General features: G+C 72.7%; 14 protein-coding genes. 9 read left to right on the top strand and 5 right to left on the bottom strand.

What is annotated here, in order from left to right; genetic code table 11:
• Positions 1-100: 100 nt before the first annotated feature.
• The gene (locus Asi03nite_RS12555; protein WP_239102642.1) at positions 101-1,525 is read left to right on the top strand and encodes an alpha/beta hydrolase family protein; all 1,425 of its coding nucleotides are present in this window, start codon (positions 101-103) and stop codon (positions 1,523-1,525) included.
• 374 nt (positions 1,526-1,899) lie between these two features.
• Complete coding sequence (locus Asi03nite_RS12550) at positions 1,900-2,835, top strand: endonuclease/exonuclease/phosphatase family protein (RefSeq protein ID WP_203679352.1); 936 nt, start codon at positions 1,900-1,902, stop codon at positions 2,833-2,835.
• Here Asi03nite_RS12550 and Asi03nite_RS12545 read toward each other — a convergent pair whose 3' ends face one another.
• Together Asi03nite_RS12545 and Asi03nite_RS12540 are read right to left on the bottom strand one after the other, a co-directional pair.
• The gene (locus tag Asi03nite_RS12545) at positions 2,836-4,428 is read right to left on the bottom strand and encodes a methyl-accepting chemotaxis protein (RefSeq protein ID WP_203679351.1); all 1,593 of its coding nucleotides are present in this window, start codon (positions 4,426-4,428) and stop codon (positions 2,836-2,838) included.
• Between the two features lie 67 nt (positions 4,429-4,495).
• Complete coding sequence (locus Asi03nite_RS12540) at positions 4,496-5,278, bottom strand: ATP-binding protein (protein WP_203679350.1); 783 nt, start codon at positions 5,276-5,278, stop codon at positions 4,496-4,498.
• Between the two features lie 229 nt (positions 5,279-5,507).
• On the opposite strand from Asi03nite_RS12540, the gene Asi03nite_RS12535 reads away from it, so the two are divergent.
• The 6 genes from Asi03nite_RS12535 (at position 5,508) to Asi03nite_RS12510 (ending at position 11,946) form a co-directional block, all read left to right on the top strand.
• Positions 5,508-7,037, top strand: a complete 1,530-nt coding sequence (locus Asi03nite_RS12535) for an alpha-L-arabinofuranosidase B (protein ID WP_203679349.1) — start codon at positions 5,508-5,510, stop codon at positions 7,035-7,037.
• A 162-nt stretch (positions 7,038-7,199) separates the two neighbouring features.
• Positions 7,200-8,456 carry a TrkH family potassium uptake protein gene (locus Asi03nite_RS12530; RefSeq protein ID WP_373872104.1) on the top strand — a complete coding sequence of 419 codons (1,257 nt, stop codon included), beginning with the start codon at positions 7,200-7,202 and terminating at the stop codon, positions 8,454-8,456.
• Positions 8,449-9,117, top strand: coding sequence for a potassium channel family protein (locus Asi03nite_RS12525; protein WP_203679347.1), 669 nt, complete (start codon positions 8,449-8,451; stop codon positions 9,115-9,117). Before Asi03nite_RS12530 ends, Asi03nite_RS12525 begins: the two co-directional genes overlap by 8 nt.
• Before the next feature lie 51 nt (positions 9,118-9,168).
• On the top strand, positions 9,169-10,104 hold the full coding sequence (locus tag Asi03nite_RS12520) for a DUF389 domain-containing protein (protein ID WP_203679345.1): 936 nt from the start codon (positions 9,169-9,171) through the stop codon (positions 10,102-10,104).
• 187 nt (positions 10,105-10,291) lie between these two features.
• Positions 10,292-11,710: a dolichyl-phosphate-mannose--protein mannosyltransferase gene (locus Asi03nite_RS12515; protein WP_239102641.1), complete on the top strand. Its 1,419-nt coding sequence runs from the start codon at positions 10,292-10,294 to the stop codon at positions 11,708-11,710.
• A gap of 35 nt (positions 11,711-11,745) precedes the next feature.
• Positions 11,746-11,946: a helix-turn-helix domain-containing protein gene (locus tag Asi03nite_RS12510; RefSeq protein ID WP_239102640.1), complete on the top strand. Its 201-nt coding sequence runs from the start codon at positions 11,746-11,748 to the stop codon at positions 11,944-11,946.
• A gap of 53 nt (positions 11,947-11,999) precedes the next feature.
• Here Asi03nite_RS12510 and Asi03nite_RS12505 read toward each other — a convergent pair whose 3' ends face one another.
• Positions 12,000-12,257 (bottom strand): hypothetical protein, encoded by a 258-nt coding sequence (locus Asi03nite_RS12505; RefSeq protein ID WP_203679335.1) that lies wholly within the window; start codon positions 12,255-12,257, stop codon positions 12,000-12,002.
• An 845-nt stretch (positions 12,258-13,102) separates the two neighbouring features.
• Here Asi03nite_RS12505 and Asi03nite_RS12500 point away from each other — a divergent pair.
• Complete coding sequence (locus tag Asi03nite_RS12500; protein WP_275409375.1) at positions 13,103-16,102, top strand: AfsR/SARP family transcriptional regulator; 3,000 nt, start codon at positions 13,103-13,105, stop codon at positions 16,100-16,102.
• On the opposite strand, the gene Asi03nite_RS12495 is transcribed toward Asi03nite_RS12500, so the two are convergent.
• Positions 16,103-16,582 carry a hypothetical protein gene (locus Asi03nite_RS12495; RefSeq protein WP_203679331.1) on the bottom strand — a complete coding sequence of 160 codons (480 nt, stop codon included), beginning with the start codon at positions 16,580-16,582 and terminating at the stop codon, positions 16,103-16,105.
• Positions 16,583-16,635: 53 nt separating this feature from the next.
• The gene (locus Asi03nite_RS12490; RefSeq protein WP_203679329.1) at positions 16,636-19,974 is read right to left on the bottom strand and encodes a TIR domain-containing protein; all 3,339 of its coding nucleotides are present in this window, start codon (positions 19,972-19,974) and stop codon (positions 16,636-16,638) included.
• Between the last annotated feature and the right edge of the window lie 51 nt (positions 19,975-20,025).

Below are 20,025 nucleotides of genomic sequence, written 5' to 3'. Positions count from 1 at the left end.
CCGGAACGCCGGCCGTTCTGCCGCCGGCGCCAAGGGGCTCCTCAGCGTGCGCTCAGCACCCCCTGTGGATGCTGTGGCCGTGACGATCATGATCTCTGGCTTGCATCTGACCATCGCCGAGCTCGTCGTCGTGCTGGCGTCGGCCGTGCTGGTGCTGGCCCGGTGGCTGCCGCCCGCGGCCCGTCGGCGTACCGCTGCCGGCGCCGCCGCCGTGGCGATCGCCGGCGCGGCCGGGACCTTGCCGGGGACGCGCTGGCAGATCCTGCTGGTGCTGGGTGCGGACCTCCTCGTCGGCGCGGCGGCCGCCGGGGTGTGGCTGCTGGACCGGCGCGCCGGCCGGTCCGGGCGGCGGACCCGCTGGTGGCTGGCCTTGCCCGGCTCGTTGCTCTGCGCCGCGCTCGTGGTCGGCGGCACGGTCGCGGCCTGGGCGTTGCCCGTGCCGTCCTTTCCGCGCTTGTCGGGGCCGTCGGCGGTCGGTACCACGGTGCTGCAGTGGACCGACCCGGCCCGCGACGAGCCTGCCACGCCGGACCCAGCCGACCGCCGTACCGTGGTCGTGCAGTTGTGGTATCCGGCGGGGAAGGTGGCCCGTGAGGCGCCGCGGGCGCAATACCTGGGCCGCACCCGCCGGGAGGCGGACACCGTCGCCGCCGCCGTGGCCGGCTATCTCGGGGCGCCCGGCCTGCTGTTCGACGGTCCGACCCGCTCCCGCAGTCACGCGGTGCCCGGCGCGGCGCCGGCGGCCGGTCGCTTCCCGGTCGTGCTGTTCTCGCCCGGGCTGGGTGGGGTGCGCACCCAGAACACGGCGTGGGCCGAGGACCTGGCCAGCCGCGGTTACCTGGTGGCCGGCGTCGACCACCCGTACGACTCGGCCGCGGTGGTGCTCGCCGACGGTCGTACCGTCGGGACGCGTATCGCGGCCGGCGGAGATCCGGACGAGGACGACCGGCGAAGAATCTCCTGGGCGACGGTGCGGGCGGCGGACCTCAGCTTCGTCCTCACCCAGCTCGGCCGCCTCGACTCCGGTGCTGCCGCCGGGACCTTCACGGGGCGGCTCGACACCGGACACGCGGCGGTGACGGGTCATTCCCTCGGTGGGGCCGCCGCCATGCGCGCCGCCGCGCGGGATCAGCGGTTCCTCGCGGTCATCAACCTGGACGGTGGCGTCACCTCCGATCAGCTCCCGCTGCGCCAGCCCGTCCTCGTCCTGACCCACCAGGTGCGCGATCAGGCGGACGCCGGCTACGTCGCGCGGGTGACGAGGGTGCTCGACGGCGGCCGTGGGCCCGGCTACCGGCTCAGTGTGCCCGGCAGCGCCCACCTCAGCTTCACCGACGCGCCGCTCTACCTGCCGCCGGTGCCCGCGCTGGTGGGTTCGCTCGGCCGGTCGGAAAGTGTGCGGATGACGACGGCGACCAGCGCGGCGTTTCTCGACGCCACCCTGTCCGGCCACGCCACCGGGCTGCCGGCGACGCTGGCGGAATACGGCGACCTGTCGGTGCGGGGATCCGCCGCCGCTCGCTGAGCCGACCGGCCACGGAAGCCACCGGTCGCGCACGGGGCCGAGGGTCCGGAGCGGCAGGGGCGCGCGCCCATGGCCTGCCGGGGGAATCCGCAACTCGGGGGGACGCGTTTGACGGCACCCGAACAAATCCAAGAACATCAACGCCGCAGGCACGGACCAGCGGGTCAGCACGATCCTGTCGATCGTGGCGGGACTGGGCGTCGTGGTCACCGCGATAGCTGCGGCCACCCGCCGCAGATGAGAGATCGGAAGCGTCCGGCGAGAGCCGGGCGCTGCCCGCGTCGCGGCTCGTCCCCGGCGCTGCCCGGTGAACTCGTGGGGGTGCGCGAAGCCCTCCCGCCGGATCACTTGATGATCTTGGCTATGGTGACGCGATGAGCGTTGCCGTCGCGGTCCCCGGGCCGGCCCGCACCCGGCGTCCCTGGCGCCTGGCGGTCGCGGTCCCGGTGGTCGCGGCGGCCGGCCTGACCGTGATCCTGCTGGGGCGCGGATGGGTCCCGGGCTCGGTGGGTTCCGTCCTGGACAGCGTCCTCCCGTGGCTGGCCGTCCCGATCGTGTTGCTGCTCGGGGTCACCGCTCTGACCCGGCAGTGGGTTCCGGTCGCCGCGGCGCTGGCGCCGGTCCTGACCTGGACCGTGATGTTCGGCCCGGTGCTGGCCGGTGGCGCCCGGGACGGCGGCCACGACCTGCGCGTGGCCTCCCTCAACCTGGGCCGGGCGAGCGCCGGGCCGGCCCTCGCCCCGCTGCTGGAGGCGCGCCCCGACCTGATCGTCCTGCAGGAGGTCACCGCCGCCAACCGGCCCGCGATCACCGACGTCCTGGCCGGCGGGTATCCGTACCTGGCCGGAGCCGGCACGGTGGCGGTGTTCAGCCGCCTGCCGCTCTCGGACACCCGTCCGGTGGACATCCGGATCGGCTGGACCCGGGCGCTGCGGACCACCGTGCGGGCCCCGGCCGGCCCGATCCGGCTCTACGCCGCCCATCTGGCCTCGGCCCGCGCCGGCATGACCGCCGGCCGCAACCGTACCCTCACCGCGCTCGCCGAGCTGGTCCACGCCGACCCCGCCCCGCGCCTGCTGCTGGCCGGCGACCTGAACACCGCGACCACCGACCGGCATTTCACCGTGCTGGCCCCGCTCGCCGACACCCAGCAGGAGGCCGGCGCCGGCTTCGGGTTCACCTGGCCGGCCCGTTTCCCGCTGGTCCGCCCGGACCACGTGCTGCAGCGGGGGATGAGCACCCGGCACGCCTGGGTGGTCGCCGCGCCGGGCAGCGACCACCGCGCCGTCCTGGCCGACGTCGGGAACTGATCAGATCCGGTAGGCGGACACCGTGGCCTGCAGCTCCGCAGCGGTGCCGGCCAGCTGGGCGGCGGTCTGCTGCGTCTCGGTGGCGCCCTCGGTCACGTGCCGGGAGGCGTCGGCCACCACCGCTATCGTGTCGGCGATGCTGGACGACCCGTCCGCGGCGTGCCCGACGCTGCGCGAGATCTCCGCGGTGGTGGCGGTCTGCTCCTCCACCGCGGCGGCGATCGTCGTGGTGTAGTCGCTGATCGTCTTGATCACCTGGCCGATCTCCTGGATCGCGGTCACCGCCGCGCCGCTCTCCGCCTGGATCGCGGTGACCTGCGCGGTGATCTCCTGGGTGGCCCGGGCGGTCTCCTGCGCCAGATCTTTGACCTCGGACGCGACCACGGCGAAGCCCTTGCCCATCTCGCCGGCCCGGGCCGCCTCGATCGTCGCGTTCAGCGCGAGCAGGTTGGTCTGCTCGGCGATGCTGGTGATCAACGCGACCACCGTGCCGATCTGGGCCGACGCCTCGCCGAGCCGGGCGACGCTGGCGTTCGTCGACTCGGCCGCGCGGGCCGCGCCGGCGGCGACTCCGGCCGCCTCGTTGGCGTTGGTGGCGATCTCCCGGATCGAGGTGCCCATCTCGTCGGTGCCGGCGGAGACCGTACGGACGCTGCGCGACACCTGCCCGGCCGCGTCGGACACCGCGTCGACCTGCGCCGAGGTCTCCTCCGCCGAGGTGGACAGTTGCAGCGACACGGCGGTGAGCTCCTCGGAGGCCGAGGCCAGCAGTTCCGAGCTGGTGTTGATCCGCCCGACCATCCCGGCCATCGCGGACGCTGTTTCGTTGAGCGCCACCGACATCCTGCCGACCTCGTCGGCGCCGTCCACCTCGACCCGGGCGGTCAGGTCGCCGTCGGCCATCCGGTGCAGCGCGTCCACGCACCGGGACAGCGGCCGCACGATCAGCCGGGTGATGCCGGCCGCCAGCGCGAGCCCGAACACGGTGCTGAGCCCCAGCAACGCGATCACCCAGCGCTTGGTCGACGCGTACCGGGAGTCGGCGATCGCCTTCTCGTGCGCTCCGGCCTGGACGGTCAGGTCGGCCAGCGTGGTCAGATCGGCCCGGACCGCCGTCTTCGCGGTGGCCAGGTCGCCGGCGCGCAGGTCGTTCAGTGCGGCCCGGTCGCCCTCGGCGGCCACCGGCAGCACCCGGTTCTCGGCCAGGTCGCCGAAGTCCTTCCAGCCCGTGGCGAACGAGACGGCCGCGGCCCGCGCCTCGGCGTCCAGCGGGTACCCCCGGTAGGCCGTGAGGTACTCGGTGACCTCCTTGTCCGCGGTGGCCATGGCGTCGCTCGCGGCGCCGCGTTCGGCGGCGCCCGGGGCCAGCAGGTAGTCGTCCATCGCGAGCCAGGACCGGTTGACCGCGGCCCGCAGGTTGCCGATGGTGTTCAGCTCGCCGTTCATCTGGTAGCCGACTCCGACCTGCGCGTTGGTGGCCCGCAGTTGGTTGAGCGCGTAGAGGCCGTCGCCCATGCCCAACATGGTGACGACTCCGACCGCCGCCATGATCTTCGTACCCACCCGCCGATCGGTCAGCAGTCGCTTGATCATCGAACTCCCCAATTCGCACCGTTCCTACCGCACTGCCCTTCGGCAGCGCCGGACGGCCGGCGGATCGTCAGATGGTTGCATCAGTGGTGAGATCCGGGTGCGGGCGCAGCAGCGCCCAGACGATCTTCCCGCCCGGCGTCCTCGTGACGCCCCAGTGCGCGCTGGCCGCGGTGATCATCCGCAGGCCGCGCCCGGTGCCCGGCGCCATGATCCGGCCGGTGGCCGGTGGCTCGCCGACCACGCGGGGGGCCGCCGGGCTGCCATCCTGCACGGCGATCCGCAGGTACTGCCCGGTCCACGCGGTGATCACCTGGAAGTCGGTGCCGGCGTGTTGGATCGCGTTGTTCGCCAACTCGGAGGCGACCAGCCGGGCCGGGTCGCGCAGCTGCGGCAGCTCCCAGCTCACGCAGGCGACACCGACCAGCGAACGGGCCTGCCCCGCGCTCGGCGGCCGCGGCGCGAAGCGCCGGCGGATCCAGCGCGGCACGTGCGCGCGCACCGCGAGCAGCGCGAGGTGGCGGTCCTCGTAGAGGGCGACCCTGGTACGGATCGGGCCGAGGCCGTCGATCACTTCCCGGCCGGCGTGGCAGAGCAGGACCGAGACACCCCAGTGGGCCTGCGCCTCGTGCGTCGCGGTGGCGAAGACGCCGAGCTGGCGGGGGTCGGTGTGCCGGAACCGGCTCAGGTCCACGACCACGGCGGACGGGCACTCGGCGGCCGCCTTGCTCATCGCCAGGCGCACGACGCGGATGCCGGACGTGGTCAGCTCGCCGGCGAGCCGCACCGTGGTGACGCCGCTCTCCAGATCGCGTTCGATGCCCGTGTTCAGCGGGTGAGGTGATCGTCGCACACCGCTATACCCAACGCTCTTCAGCTCGGTGGCCGCAATCCTGGTCACCCGTATCGGGGAACACCTCGGCGAGCGTCGATGCGTTGACAGTCGCGTTACGACAGTGTTTCAATCGGCGGCGAGACTCTGTGAGCGGTAACACTTCATCCCCATCACCGCATCACGGCTCCCTTCGCCGCACCCCTGTTAGCGCTCACAGCACAGCCGTCCCCAACGGAAAGAGCCCAGCATGAGAGCGAGAAGTCTCGCCGTCGCGAGCATCGTCGCGGCCGGTGCCCTGCTCCACACCGGCCCGGCGCAGGCCGCCGGCACCGGCCCCTGCGACATCTACGCCTCCGGCGGCACCCCGTGCGTCGCCGCGCACAGCACCACCCGCGCCCTCTACGGCGCCTACTCCGGATCCCTCTACCAGGTGAGACGAGCCTCCGACGGGGCGAGCGCGAACATCGCCCCGCTGACCGCCGGCGGGGTCGCCAACGCGGCCGCCCAGGACAGCTTCTGCGCCGGCACCACCTGCCTGATCACGGTCGTCTACGACCAGTCCGGCCGTGGCAACCACCTCACCCAGGCCCCGCCCGGAGGCTTCCAGGGCCCGGACGTCAACGGCTACGACAACCTGGCCAGCGCCACCGGCGCCCCGGTCACGGTCGGCGGCAAGAAGGCGTACGGCGTCTGGATCTCACCCGGCACCGGCTACCGCAACAACCACACCACCGGCATCGCCACCGGCGACCAGGCCGAGGGCATGTACGCGATCTTCGACGGCACCCACCACAACGGCGGCTGCTGCTTCGACTACGGCAACGCCGAGACCAGCAGCCTGGACACCGGCAACGGGCACATGGAGGCGCTCTACTTCGGCACCAGCACCGGCTGGGGCACCGGCGCCGGCAGCGGCCCGTGGATCATGGCCGACCTGGAGAACGGGTTGTTCTCCGGCTACAACCCGGGCAACAACTCCGGCGACCCGACCATCACCCACCGCTTCCTGACCGCCACCCTCAAGGGCGGCCCGAACCAGTGGTCGATCCGCGGCGGCAACGCCCAGTCCGGCTCGCTGTCCACCTTCTACAGCGGCGTACGGCCGAACAAGTCCGGCTACAACCCGATGCACAAGGAGGGCGCGATCATCCTGGGCATCGGCGGCGACAACAGCGTCAGCGCGCAGGGCACCTTCTACGAGGGCGTGATGACCTCCGGCTACCCGTCGGACGCCACCGAGAACGCGGTGCAGGCCAACATCACCGCCGCCGGTTACGCGACGACGTCGCTGACCAGCGGCCCGGCGGTGGCCGTCGGCTCCTCGGTCTCGCTGCGCGCCACCACGGCGTGCTGCACCACCCGCTACCTCGCGCACTCCGGCACCGCGGTGAACACCCAGGTGGTCACGTCGTCGAGCACCGCCGCCCTCAAGTCGCAGGCGTCCTTCACGGTCCGCGCCGGCCTGGCCGACAGCGGCTGCGTCTCCTTCGAGTCGAAGGACACCCCCGGCAGCTACCTGCGGCACAGCGGCTTCCAGCTCTACCTCAACGCCAATGACAACAGCCCGGTGTTCAAGCAGGACGCCACGTTCTGCCCGCAGTCCGGCCTCAACGGCCAGGGCAACGCGTTCCGCTCGTTCAACTACCCGACGCGCTACCTCCGGCATTACAACAACACCGGCTACATCGCCAGCCAGGGTGGCGTTCACACCTTCGACGCCGCCGGCGTCTTCGCCGACGACGTCAGCTGGGTGGTCACCGCCGGCTGGACCTCCTGATCGCCGCCCGGTCACGCTTTCGCCGGGCGGCCCGAAGACGCCGCCCGGCGAGCCGCCCGCAAGCGGAGATGGTATGACCAACCGGTGCGATCACCCTGGCAGTACCCCGGCCGTGTCGTCCCGCTGGCGTTCCTCGGGGCGATCCTGCTCGGCACCGCCCTGATGATGCTGCCGGCCGCCCGCGCCGAGCCGGGCCACGCGCCGCTGGTCACCGCCCTGTTCACCGCCGCGTCCGCGGTCTGCGTCACCGGCCTGTCGGTCGTCGACACCCCCACCTACTGGTCCACTTTCGGACACGTGCTGCTGACAGTGCTGTCGCAGATCGGCGGCTTCGGGATCATGACCCTGGCCACCCTGCTCAGCCTGCTGGTCTCGCGCCGTCTGGGGCTGCGCGGGCGCCTGCTGGCGCAGGCCGAGAGCGCCGGCCTGACCGGCGGCAACGTGGCCGGCGTGCTGGTGCGGGTGGCGGCGGTCATGCTGGTCTCGGAGACCGCCATCTCGGTCGTGCTCACGCTGCGCTTCTGGATCGTGTACGACTATGCGTTCGGTCGCGCCCTCTGGGAAGCGGTCTTCCACGCCGTGCAGGCGTTCAACAACGCGGGGTTCGCGCTCTACCCGGACAGCCTGGTGCGATTCGTCACCGACCCGTGGATCTGCCTGCCGCTCACCTTCGGGGTGCTGGCCGGCTCGATCGGTTTCCCGGTGCTGTTCGAGTTGGTGCGCGAATGGCGGCGGCCTGGCGGGTGGTCCACGCACACCCGGTTGACCGTGTGGGGGACCGTACTGCTCAGTGGTTTCGGTTTCCTGACCTTCCTGGTCTTCGAATGGCGGAATCCGGGAACCCTCGGCCCGCTCGGCACCCCGGCCAAGGTGCTCGCCGCGTTCACCCAGGACATCATGACCCGCTCGGGTGGATTCAACACGGTCGACCTGGCGAAGATGAACAGCGAGACCACCGCGGTGACCACCGGACTGATGTTCATCGGCGGCGGAAGCGCCAGCACGGCCGGCGGCATCAAGATCACCACCTTCTTACTGCTGGCGTACGTGATCTGGGCCGAACTGCGCGGCGAACCGGACGTCGTCATCCACCACCGGCGGATCGCCGAGGAGACGCAGCGGCAGGCCGTCACGGTGGCCCTGCTCGGCGTCGCCCTGGTCGCCGCCGGCACCCTGCTGCTGGACGCGCTGACCGACGACGTCCCGTTCGACAAGGCCCTGTTCGAGGTCACCTCGGCGTTCGCCACGGTCGGCCTGACCACCGGCGTCACCGCGAACCTGCCGCCGTCCGCGCAGGTCCTGCTGGTCATCCTGATGTACGTGGGCCGCGTCGGCACGATCACGGTGGGCACCGCGATCGCCCTGAACACCCGCCGCCGGCTCTACCGCTACCCAGAAGAGAGGCCCCTCGTTGGCTGAGAACGCTCAACAGAACGACAACGTCGTGGTGATCGGCCTGGGCCGGTTCGGCGGCCAGGTCGCCGCGTCCCTGCTCGACCTCGGCTACGAGGTGCTGGGCATCGACACCGACGAGCGGATCGTCCAGGACTGGTCGGATCGTCTCACCCACGTCGTCGAGGTCGACGCCACGGACGAGGACGCCCTGCGCCAGATCGGCGTCCACGAGTTCCCGCGTGCGGTCGTGGGCATCGGCACCAACCTGGAGACCAGCGTGCTGACCGTGCTCACGCTCACCGAACTGGGCGTGCCGGAGATCTGGGCCAAGGCCACCAGCGTGAAACACGGGAAGATCCTGCGCTCGGTCGGCGCCCACCACGTCGTCTTCCCGGAGACCGACATGGGCGAGCGGGTCGCGCACCTGATCACCGGCCGGATGCTCGACTACATCGAGTTCGACGACGGGTTCGCCATCGCCAAGGTGCGCGCCCCGCGCGGCGCGGCCGGCCGCACCCTGCAGGATCTGGGCCTGCGCAGCAAGTGGGGCGTCACCGTGGTCGGCACCAAACGCCCCGGCGAGGACTTCCACTACGCCACCCCGCAGACCGTCGTCCCGGAGGGCTGCGTGCTGATCGTGGCTGGCGACACCGCCAAGGTGGAGGCCTACGCCGCCGCCAACTGAGGGCGCCGGCGGGATCTACGATCCGGTGAACCGAGGGGGAGGGGTCGGGGGATGCTGCACGTACGGGTGATCGCGCCCACGCCGGTCGCCGAGCAGGTCCGGGAGGCGCTGGCCGGCGACGCCGCGGTCACGCACCTGACGATGCAGCCCGGCGTGGCGCTGCGGCCGGCCGGGGACGTCTTCGAGTTCGACGTCGTCCGGGAGGGCGCCAGCGCCGTGCTGGACCGGCTCCGGAAACTCGGGCTCGACCGGGACGGCGCGATCGTCGTCGAACGGGTCGACGCCACCATGTCGGCCGCCGCCGACCAGGCCGCGCGGCACGTGCCCGGCCTCGGCGTGGACGCGGTCGTCTGGCACGAGATCGAGCACCAGACCGGCGAGGAGACCGCGCTGTCGGCGTCCTTCCTGGCGTTCATGAGCGTCGCCCTGATCATCGCCGCCATCGGGGTGCTGCTCGACCAGCCGATCCTGATCGTCGGGTCGATGGTGGTGGGCCCCGAGTTCGGCCCGCTCGCGGCGCTCTGCGTGGGCCTGGTGCAGCGCAAGCTCCCGCTGGTCCGGGCGTCGGCGCTGGCCCTGGCCGTCGGGTTCGGAGTGGGCATGCTGGTCACCGTCGGCGCGGTCCGGCTGTTGACCGCGGCGGGCCTGGTGCAACGGTCGATGCTGATGGCCGACCGGCCGCTCACCGACTTCATCTGGCAGCCCGACGCGCTGTCCTGGGTGGTCGGCTTCCTCGGCGGGGTGGCTGGCATCCTGTCGCTGACCTCGGCCAAGGCGGGCACCCTGGTCGGCGTCCTGATCTCGGTGACCACGGTCCCGGCGGCGGCGAACGTGGCGGTGGCGCTCACCTACGGCGCCCACGACGAGGCCGTCGGATCCGCCCTGCAACTGGTCATCAACCTGGCCGCGATCGTCCTGGGCGGGGTGCTGACCCTGCTGGTCCAGCACGGGGTGTGGAAGACCGTCGGGCACCTCCGCCGCCGGTAGGGTCCGGCCGGCGGACGGGCGCGCGGATGCTCGGCGGCGCGGACCGTGGGGACCCGGCGGATCTCGCGGGCGGCGGCCGGGCCCCGCGTCGTACTGAAAAGGCTGAATCTCTAAGATCCCCCGAATGACGACGGTGGTCACCGAATCGGCGGGGCGGCCCAGTGTTCCCCATATCGTGCGGCGGCGGTTGGCGACGCTGGAGAACTGGCTCGACCCGTACTCCTGGCTGGTCACCGTGGTCGTCACGGCGCTCGCCGCGGTCCTGCGCCTGGAGCGGATCACCGAGGCCGAGGGCTACGTCTTCGACGAGGTCTACTACCCGACCGACGCCTGGGACATGCTGCGGCACGGCGTCGAATGGGACGAGAAGAGCGACTCCGCCGGGTACGTCGTGCACCCGCCGCTCGGGAAATGGCTGATCGCGGCCGGCGAGAAGATCTTCGGCAACAACGAGCTGGGATGGCGGTTCACGGCCGCGGTGGCCGGCACGTTGATGGTGCTGATCCTGATCCGGGTCGCGTACCGGATGTTCCATTCGGTGGTGCTGGCCGGGACGGCGGGCATGTTGATGACCCTGGACGGTTTTCAGTTCGTCCTCTCCCGGACATCGCTGCTGGACATCTTCCTCGGGCTGTTCGTGCTGGCCACGTTCGCCGCCATGGTGCTCGACCGCGACCATTACCGGCGCCGTCTGCTGCGCGCCGTGGGGAGCGGGTCCACCCCGCGGATCGTGCCGTGGTGGCTGCTGGTGGCGGGCGTCATGTTCGGGCTGGCCTGCGGGGTGAAGTGGAGCGCGCTGTTCTTCCTGCCGTTCTTCGGCGCGCTGACCGTCGTCTGGCGCGTTTACGCCCGCCGCTCCGCCGGATTCACCGGCGGCCTTGCCGGTGACCTGGGCTGGGGGCTGCTGAGCGTCGTGCTGAGCGTCGTCCTCTACCTGGCGACCTGGACCGGATGGTTCCTCACCGACACCGGGTGGGACCGGCACTACCGCGCGCAGAACGGGATGAGCGAGCCGCCGATCCTCGGGGCGCTGCTCAATCTGTTGCACTACCACCAGGGCGCCTACGGGTTCCATGCCGGGCTGACCAAGTCGCACAACTATCAGTCGTGGCCGTGGCAGTGGTTGCTGATCGGCCGGCCGGTGGCGTTCTACTGGCCGGACGATCCCGGCTCCGGCTGCGGGGCGCCGAGCTGCATCCGGGAGATCCTGCTGCTCGGGACGCCCCTTCTGTGGTGGTCCTTCCTGCCCGCTCTGGTGACGCTGCTGTGGCTGGCGATCGCGCGCCGGGACTGGCGCGCCTACACGATCCTGACCGGGGCGGCGGCCGGGCTGCTCCCGTGGTTCTATTTCGCTGTGGCGGACCACCGCACGATGTTCTCGTTCTACGCCCTGCCGGCCCTGCCGTTCCTGATCCTCGCGGTGGTCCACGTGCTGGGCGCGTTGATCGCCTCCCCGCGCGGCCGGCTGGCCGGGACGCTGGTCGCCGGGGTCTATGTGGCGCTGGTGGCTCTGTGTTTCGCCTATTTCCATCCCATTTTCACAGGCGAACTGATCCCGTACGACTCGTGGTTCTCCCGGATGTGGCTCGGCAACCGCTGGATCTAGCTGTAGTACGCAGGGAAGAGTGTCGTTGTCTGCTCGTGACTGCCGACATCGACACCCTTCTGACTGCACCGTACGTTCTCGTAGCTGATCGCCGTGTCTCGCGGCAGGCCCGCGGCGACTCGGTCACCGCGATCGCCCGGCGCCTGGGTGTCGGCCGCTCCACCCGCTACCGGGCCCTGGACACCGCAGGCGACGCGGCGGCCGAAGACGACGTCGACGCGCGGACCCGCGTGTAGACCGGAGCCGTCACGTCGCTTCTGTCAGTAAAGGTACGGACCTGGGTGGATCACTAGGCGACGTAGAGGTTCCAGTAGGGGGAGCTCCACTCGCAAATGTAATATTTGTACTGTCCGGTCAGAACAAGCCAGTCACCGGTGTCGCGGCAGGCTTTCTCTTTCAGGAAGTCGTCGTAGAACTTGCCTGGAGCCGGTGCGGCCAGCACCTCGTTCGAGACTGTGCTGGCGTGCGCGACGCCGGGCGCAACGAAGCCGCCCACGGCGAATGCAACGCCGACGCCAAAACCGACGATCGTTCCGCGGAGACGCATGTGGAGTTCCTTTCTGCTGAGGACTGGCGAAAACTGGGTCGTGAACGGATTCGGGACCGCCCTGACCGGGCACCGATCCGCCGCCATGGGGTGAGGAGAAAGCTGCCGTTTCCAGGCAGCCGTGCGCCGACTCGCGCACGGACCCATCCGAGCGCCGCGGCTCTGCGGATGCTTTCGCCGCGCTCGGATGAACCCCCGGGCAGCTGCGGTGACCGCCATCGGCATGCCCCGGTTACTGCTCTTGCCCACCGTGGCTGTACCAATAGCGTCCGACGGGGTGGCCTGCTACGCAGGGCGATTTCCGCGATTGCACCTGCCAGCGCGGAAAGTCGGACAGGCCGGTGGTTGCGGCCCCACCGGAACGGCGTGCCGATCAGGGCGAGCAACTCCAGTCCGGCCAGAATCGACCGGATCTCGGAAACGGCAGGACCGGTGCCCTCGTGCCGGGTGTAGGCCACCGGAATGTTCTACCGCTCTCGCGGATGGGGCGGTGCCGCCGCAAGCGGTCGGGGAACGCCAGCCGGTGACCTCCCGGACGGTGCTCATCTTCCGCATGGCTGTTCCTCCGTGTGTCGGGGGACGTTCCCGTCCGACGGTCGGAGCCATCCGGCGGATCTTGACAGCGTCGCCTCACGGACCTGTTGCGGGGCAGGTCGCTCGTCGCCTTCGGGAGTCACTGCGGCGTCCCGATTCCCCCGTACGCTGGCGCAACCGGGCGATAGCGACCTGCCGCCCCGCAACGACGTCCATGCTCGCCGGTGGACCTTGTACGAAGCATGGGAGACTCGTACGGTCCTTGTGGATTTCTTGAATCCGCTGGTGAGCGACGGATGTGCGGAGGTCAGTTGGCGGCGGAGTTCGGCGTGCTCGGCGTGGTGGAGGCCCGGATCGACGGGCGTCCGGTCGATCTGGGGCATGCCCGGCAGCGATGCGTGCTGGGCGTGCTGCTGGTGGAGGCGGGCCGCCCGGTCACGGTGGACCAGTTGATCGACCGGGTGTGGGGCGGATCGGCGCCGCAGCGGGCGGCCGGCGCGCTCTACAGCTATCTGTCCCGGCTGCGGACCGCCGTCGCCGCCGGGGCGGAGATCCGGCGTGAGCCGGGCGGCTACCTGCTCACCGTGGATCCGCAGGCGATCGACCTGCACCGCTTCCGCCGGCTGATGACGCTGGCCAGAGGCGCGGACTCGGACCGCGCGGCCGCCGACCTGATCGGGCAGGCGCTGAGCCTGTGGCGGGCCGATCCGTTCGCCGGCCTGGACACGCCGTGGCTGAGCGCGATGCGGCGCACGCTGCTCGGCGAACGCTTCGCCGCCGAGCTGGACCTCAACGACGTGCTGCTGCGGCTGGGCCGGCACGGCGAGCTGCTCCCCGGGCTGTCCGCCGCGGTCGCCGAGCACCCGCTGGACGAGCGGCTGGCCGGGCAGGCGATGCTGGCGCTGTACCGGTGCGGCCGCCAGGCCGACGCGGACGAGCGGTACCGGCGGATCCGCCGCCGCCTCGCCGACGAGCTCGGCAGCGACCCCGGCGCCGCCCTGCGCCGGCTGCACGAGCAGATCCTCACCGCCGATCCGGCTCTGGCCGTGCCGGCGCCCGATCCCGGCCGGTCCGGCGCGCCGGTCGCCGCGGCGGCGACGGTGCCCGCGCAGCTGCCGGCCGACGTGCGGGCGTTCACCGGCCGTACCGGCGAACTGGCGGCCTTGGACCGCCTGCTGGAGTCGCCGGACGACGACGAGCCGCCGCTGACCGTCGCGTTGCTCTCCGGCACCGCCGGGGTCGGCAAGTCGGCGCTGGCCGTGCGGTGGGCGCACCGGGTGCGCGACGCGTTCCCGGACGGTCAGCTCTACGTGAATCTGCGCGGGTACGACGCCGAGCAGCCGGTGGCGGTCGCGGACGCGCTGGCCGGGTTCCTCACCGCGCTCGGCGTGCGCGGGCCGGAGATCCCGCCGGGCACCGACGAGCGTGCCGGGCGGTACCGGTCCGAGCTGACCGGCCGGCGGATGCTCGTGCTGCTCGACAACGCGTCCTCGGTGGAACAGGTACGGCCGCTGCTGCCCGGCAGCGGATCGTGCCTCGTGCTGATCACCAGCCGCGACTCGCTGCCCGGCATGGTCGCCGTGCACGGCGCCGAGCGGGTCAACCTGGACCTGCTCCCGCTGCCGGACGCGCTGGGACTGCTGCGCAAGCTCATCGGGGCGCGGGTGGACCGGGAGACGGCCGCCGCCGAGGCGCTGGCCGCGGCGTGCGCCCGGCTGCCGCTGGCCCTGCGGATCGCCGCCGAGCTGGCCGCGGACCGCAGCGACGTGCCGCTGGCCGACCTCGTCGCCGAACTGGGCGACCACCGGGTGCGGCTGGACCTGCTGGACGCGGGCGGGGATCCGCGGGCCGAGGTGCGGGCGGTGTTCTCCTGGTCGTACCGCAGCCTGCCGGACCCCGCGGCCCGGGTGTTCCGGCTCTTCGGGCTGCACCCGGGCGAGACCGCGCACGTCGACGCGGTGGCGGCGCTGACCGGCACCGATCCCGCCGAGACCCGGCGGCTGCTGGGCGTGCTGGTCCGGGCCAGCCTGGTGCAGGCCGGACCGGGCGGCCGGTACGGCATGCACGACCTGCTGCGCGCGTACGCCGCGGAGCTGGCCACCGGGCAGGACGCCGAGCCGGACCGGCGGACCGCGCTGACCCGCCTGTTCGACCACTACCTCGCGAAGTCGGTAGCGGCGATGGCCGCGCTCCACCCGGACGGCGCCCCGGCGGCCGGCGACCCGGACGCGGCCCGCGCCTGGATCGAGGCGGAACGGCCCAACCTCGCGGTGATCTGCGCCTACGGCACCGCGCACGGCTGGTACCAACACACCGTCGCCCTCGCCGAGACCCTGTTCCGCTACCTCGACGCGGGTGGGCCGGCCGCCGAGGCGGCGGCCGTCACGGCGTCCGCGGTGTCCGCGGCCCGCGCCGTCGGCGATCGCGACGCGCAGGCCCGGGCGTTGTCCCACCTGGGCCGGCTGCACCGGCGGCAGGGCCGCCCGCACGAGGCCGCCGCGACCTACCGGCAGGCGCTGGAGTTGTACGCGGAGCTCGGCGACCGCGCGGCCGAGGCGCTGGTGCTGCGCAACCTCGGTAGCGTCGACTGGCTGCTGGGCGACTACCGGCAGGCCGCCGACCACTACCAGCGGGCGCTGGCGTTGTACGGCCCGCGCGGTGACGACGCCGGGCAGGCCGACGCGCTGGTCCGGCTCGGGCTGATCGACGCGCGGCTGGGCGACCGGATGCGGGCGGAGCAGCGGTTCGGCGCCGCCCTGGAGCTGTACGTCACGCTCGGCGACCGATTCAGTGAGGCGTACGTGCTGTCCCTGCTCGCCCGGCTGCCGCACCGCCCGGTCGCGCTGGACCGGGCCGCCGACCGGCTGGAGCAGAGCCTCGACGCGGTGCGCCGGACCGGCGACCGGACCGCGGAGGCGTACGTGCTGACCGATCTCGCCGCGATCCGCGCCCGGCAGGACCGGCTGGCCGAGGCGGCCGGCCACCTGCGGCGCGCGCTGGTGCTGCACCGGCGGATCGGGGACCGGGCCAGCGAGGCGGAGGCGCTCAACGACCTCGGCCGGGTGCTGCACGCGGCGGGCGACGCCGGGGAGGCCCGCACGCAGCACGGCCAGGCGCTGGACCTGGCTGAGGAGATCGGCGACCGGTACGAGGTGGCGCGCGCGCACGACGGCATCGGCGCCACCTGGCGCGACACCGGCGATCTCGGCCGGGCCCGGCCGCACCTGGACCGGGCCCGGCGGATCTTCGCCGACCTGCGGGTGCCGGCCGCGCCGGGCGCCGCGGCCCCGGTGCCCGTTCCGGGCCGCTGATCAGGCCCGGCGCACGCCGTCGAGCCAGAGCACGGTGACCGGCCGTCCGCGCGCCCGGGCGTAGGCGACGATGTCCGCGGTGCCGCCCGGCCCGCGGGCCGGCAGGCCGTCCCACACCGCGAACAGGTGGTCGCAGCGGTCCACCACGGCCTGGCCGGCGGCGAGATAACCCGCCTCGCACGGCTCGGTGAACGGCATCGTGATCACCGTGGCCGCGGCCCGCAGGAAACCCTCCAGCCGGGTCCGGCCGCCGTCCGGGGCCAGCGTGCCGGCGTAGTCCGCCCACGGCGACGGCAGGATCGCCTCCAGGGTGCCGCCGGCTGCCAGCACGTGCGCGGCGAACAACTGGTCGGCGCCGTCAGCCAGGCTGGACACGCCGAGCAGATTCGCGCCGGTGGGCAGCACCCGACGCCAGTGGTCCACCGCGCAGCCGGCGATGCCAGGCGGCAGCGACCGGTGGCCGGTGACACCGAATCGCACCTGGGTTCCCCTCACGACGGCTCGCCGGGCGGCGCAAGCACCCCGACGATGCGTCAACAGATCGACTGGTGGGGAAGCTCGGGAACGTAGCGGTCCCACTCGTCGGCGTCGAGCCCGCGGCCGGCGATCGCGCAGGCCTGCCGGGCCGGGTCGGCGGCGAGTTCCGGCCGCACCGTGGTGTCCCAGACGGTGATGTTCCGGCTCTCCGTGCCGAACCCGCCGCCGGCCGCCACGGTCCGCCCGTCCGGGCTGATCGCCGCGAAGTAGGTCTGCAGGTCGGGGGTCTTGACGGTGGCGAACGGCACCGGGGTGGCGGGGTCGGCCAGGTCCCACAGCATCATCGCGTCGTCCAGGCTGGCGCTGGCCACGGTGCGCCCGTCTGAGCTGAACGCGACCCAGCGCAGCTGACTGGTGTGCCCGGTCATCGTGGCGATCCGGGTGGGCTGCTGCGGGTCGGCGACGTCGAACACCATGACCGTGGCGCCGTCGGTGCCGGCCACCAGGGTGCGCCCGTCCGGGCTGAACGCCAGCGCGTTGGCGGTGTAGGTGCTCCAGTCCTCCTTGAGCGCGATCGACGTGAGCCGCGCCGGGGCGGACCGCTCGGCCAGGTTCCACAGTGACAGGTTGTAGCCTTCGCCGGCGGCCATGGTCTGCCCGTCCGGGGCGAACGCGAGCGCCGACACCGGCGCGTTCAGCGGCAGCACGGCCAGCGACAGGGGTTGCCGGGGGTCGGTGAGGTCCCACAGCGAGGTCCGGCCGTCGCGCCGCCCGACGGCCAGGGTGTGCCCGTCCGGGCTGAGCGCCACCGCGCGTATGACGTCACCGGTCTCCTTGACGGTGGACAGCAGGGCGGGCCGGGTGGGGCGGGTCAGGTCGAACAGCGTGACCGTCCGGTCGGAGCCGGTGACGGCCAGCGTACGGGCGTCGGCGCTGAGAGCGGTCCCGGACACCGTGCCACCGACCAGCGGCACGACATCCCCGCGGACCGGATGGGCCGGATCGGTCAGGTCCCACGGCACCGCGGCGCCCTGCTGGCCCACGGCGATCAGTGAGCGATGGTCCGGGCCGTACGCCAGTCCCACGATCTTCCCGGGGAAGGGTCCGGGCAGCACCGCTGCCACGTCCCGGGCGAAGCGCCCCCGCGCGTCCCACAGCGTCGCCGTGCGGTGGCCGCCGGCGGCGGCCAGCGTCCGCCCGTCCCCGGCGAAGGCGAGCGACCGGATCGGCCCGGCGTCCGCGTTCAACGTGGCCAGCAGGGTCGGCAGCCACGGGATGGTGTCGTCGTCGACGCTCCACAGCGCAGTCGACCCGTCCGAGTCGGCCAGGGCCAGCGTGGTGCCGTCCGGGCTGAACGCCATCGCGCTCAGATGCGCCCCGCCGGTCGCCGCCAGCTGGGAGAGGCCCTGCCGCGGGTGGGCCGGATCGCTCAGATCCCAGAGCCAGACGTAGTCGCCGGTGCCCTCGACGGCCACCAGCGGCAGCTTCGGGTTGAACTCGATCGCCGCGTCGACCATCGGCTCACCGAAGATCAGAGCGAGCGTGGCGCCCCGCACCGGATGGGCCGGATCGGTCAGGTCCCAGACCGCGACCTCGGCGCCGCTGGTCACCCCGGTCCGCCCGTCCGGGCTGAACCTCAACGCGGACACTCCCGGCAGCGTGGCCAGCGTGGCCGGGGCCGCCCCACGGACGTCCCACAGGACTGTGTTCTTGTCCCGGTTGCTGGTCGCGACGGTGTGCCCGTCCGGGCTGAAGGTCACCGCCACGATCCCGGCGGCGTCGGTCAGCGGCGCCATCCGGACCGGCCGGGCCGGGTCCGCGAGGTTCCACAGCGCCGCCCGCGGGCCTCCGTCGAAGACGGCGAGCGTACGCCCGTCCGGGCTGGCCGTCAGGGCCTCGCCCGCCGTCCCGGGCACGGGCACCGAGGCCAGGCGGACCGGCTTCGCCGTGTTCGCCGTGTCCCACAGCGACACCGTCGCGCCGGCGTCGACTGTCGCGATCACCTGCCCGCTGACCGGGGCGACGTCGTCCACCTCACCGAGCGCGCCGGCGTAGTGGGTGGACATGACGAGATGGCTGACCTGCTCGCGGGTCGGCGCGTCCGGGTTCAGCCGCTGCGCGGTGGCGCCCAGCATGAGGGCCTTTTTCGGATCGTCCAGGATCATGGCGCGCGCCCGCGCCAGCAGCCGCCGGCTGATCTGGGCGCGCTGCTGCGCCGCCGCCTCCTCCCGGGTGCGGTCGGCCTCCTCCTGCGCCTGCTGGGCCAGTTTCTCCTGCCGCTCGCGCTCCTCCTCGGCCTGGCGGGCCAGCTCCCGGTACTTCTCGGCGAGCTTGCGCTGCTCCTCGGCACGCGCGGCGGCCTGGTCCGCGAGCACCTGTTGCCGCCGGGCGTTGGCCATCTCGCGCTCGGCGTTCCGCTTCTGCCGTTCGGCCTCCTCGCCGGCGCCGGTGGCCCGGGCCTGCATCCGCTCGGCGGTCGCCTTCTGCCGTTCCGCGCTGATCCGGTACCGCGCGGCGGCCTCCTGCTCGCGCTGCGCCTCGGCGGAGGCCTCCACGGCCAGCGCCCGCTGTTGCTGGGCGAGCAGCGTCTGCCGTTTCGTCTCGGTCTGCGCCGCCCGGGCCCGGTCCTCCTGCACCCGGGCGTTCTCCAGCTGCCGCTGCGACTCCTGGGTGGCCCGCCGGGCGTTGCCGCGCTGCTGCGTCGCCTCCTGCTGCTGCAGCTGGGCCTCCAGCACCGCGGCGTTGGCCCGGTCCACGTTGCGCACCGCGACCATCCCGGTCAGCGACGCCACCATGGTCAGGGCCACCAGCATCGCCACCGCCACGACGGACAGCCGCCGCGCCCGCCGGTGCTGCCGGACGTCCTCACCCTCCAGCTCGTCCTTGCTCATGCCGTGCATCGGCGCGGCGAGCTGCGCGATGGCGTCGCGGAATCGGACGTGCTGCAGGCTCAGGTGCAGGTCGTCGCGGGCCCAGCGCAGGTCCAGGAACAGCGGCTCCTCGGCGAACACGCCGCGCAGCGCCGCCGGCACCGCCGTGGAGTCCGCGGTGAAGTCCTGGGCCGCGGAGTCCCACTGCCACTCGCCGTCGGTGACCACCGGCAGGATGTGGTCGGCCGACTTCGTGGCCAGCCAGTGCTCGATCTCCCGGTTCACCCAGGGCGAGCGCGCCGCCTCCGGAGAGGCGAGCAGCACGAAGTGGTTCGAGCCGTCCAGTGCCTGTTGGATGGAGGTCCACAGCTTGGGCGTCACGCTCAGCCCGGTCTGGTCCCGGAAGATCCACAGTGCGCGGCGCCGGTGCCAGGGCTTCGCCAGCCGGTGCAGACCGCGTTGCACTGCCGGCGCGAGCCGTCCGTCCGCGGCGTGGCTGTAGGAGATGAAACCATCGAAAGGCATAGCTGTTCCCGCGGTCGGCATGATCGGCGGGGACCGATTCTCCATGTCACC

Origin of the sequence: Actinoplanes siamensis (assembly GCF_016862395.1) — a bacterium.
GTDB classification, from domain to species: Bacteria; Actinomycetota; Actinomycetes; order Mycobacteriales; family Micromonosporaceae; genus Actinoplanes; species Actinoplanes siamensis.
This window is presented reverse-complemented; position numbering and strand designations above follow the sequence as displayed.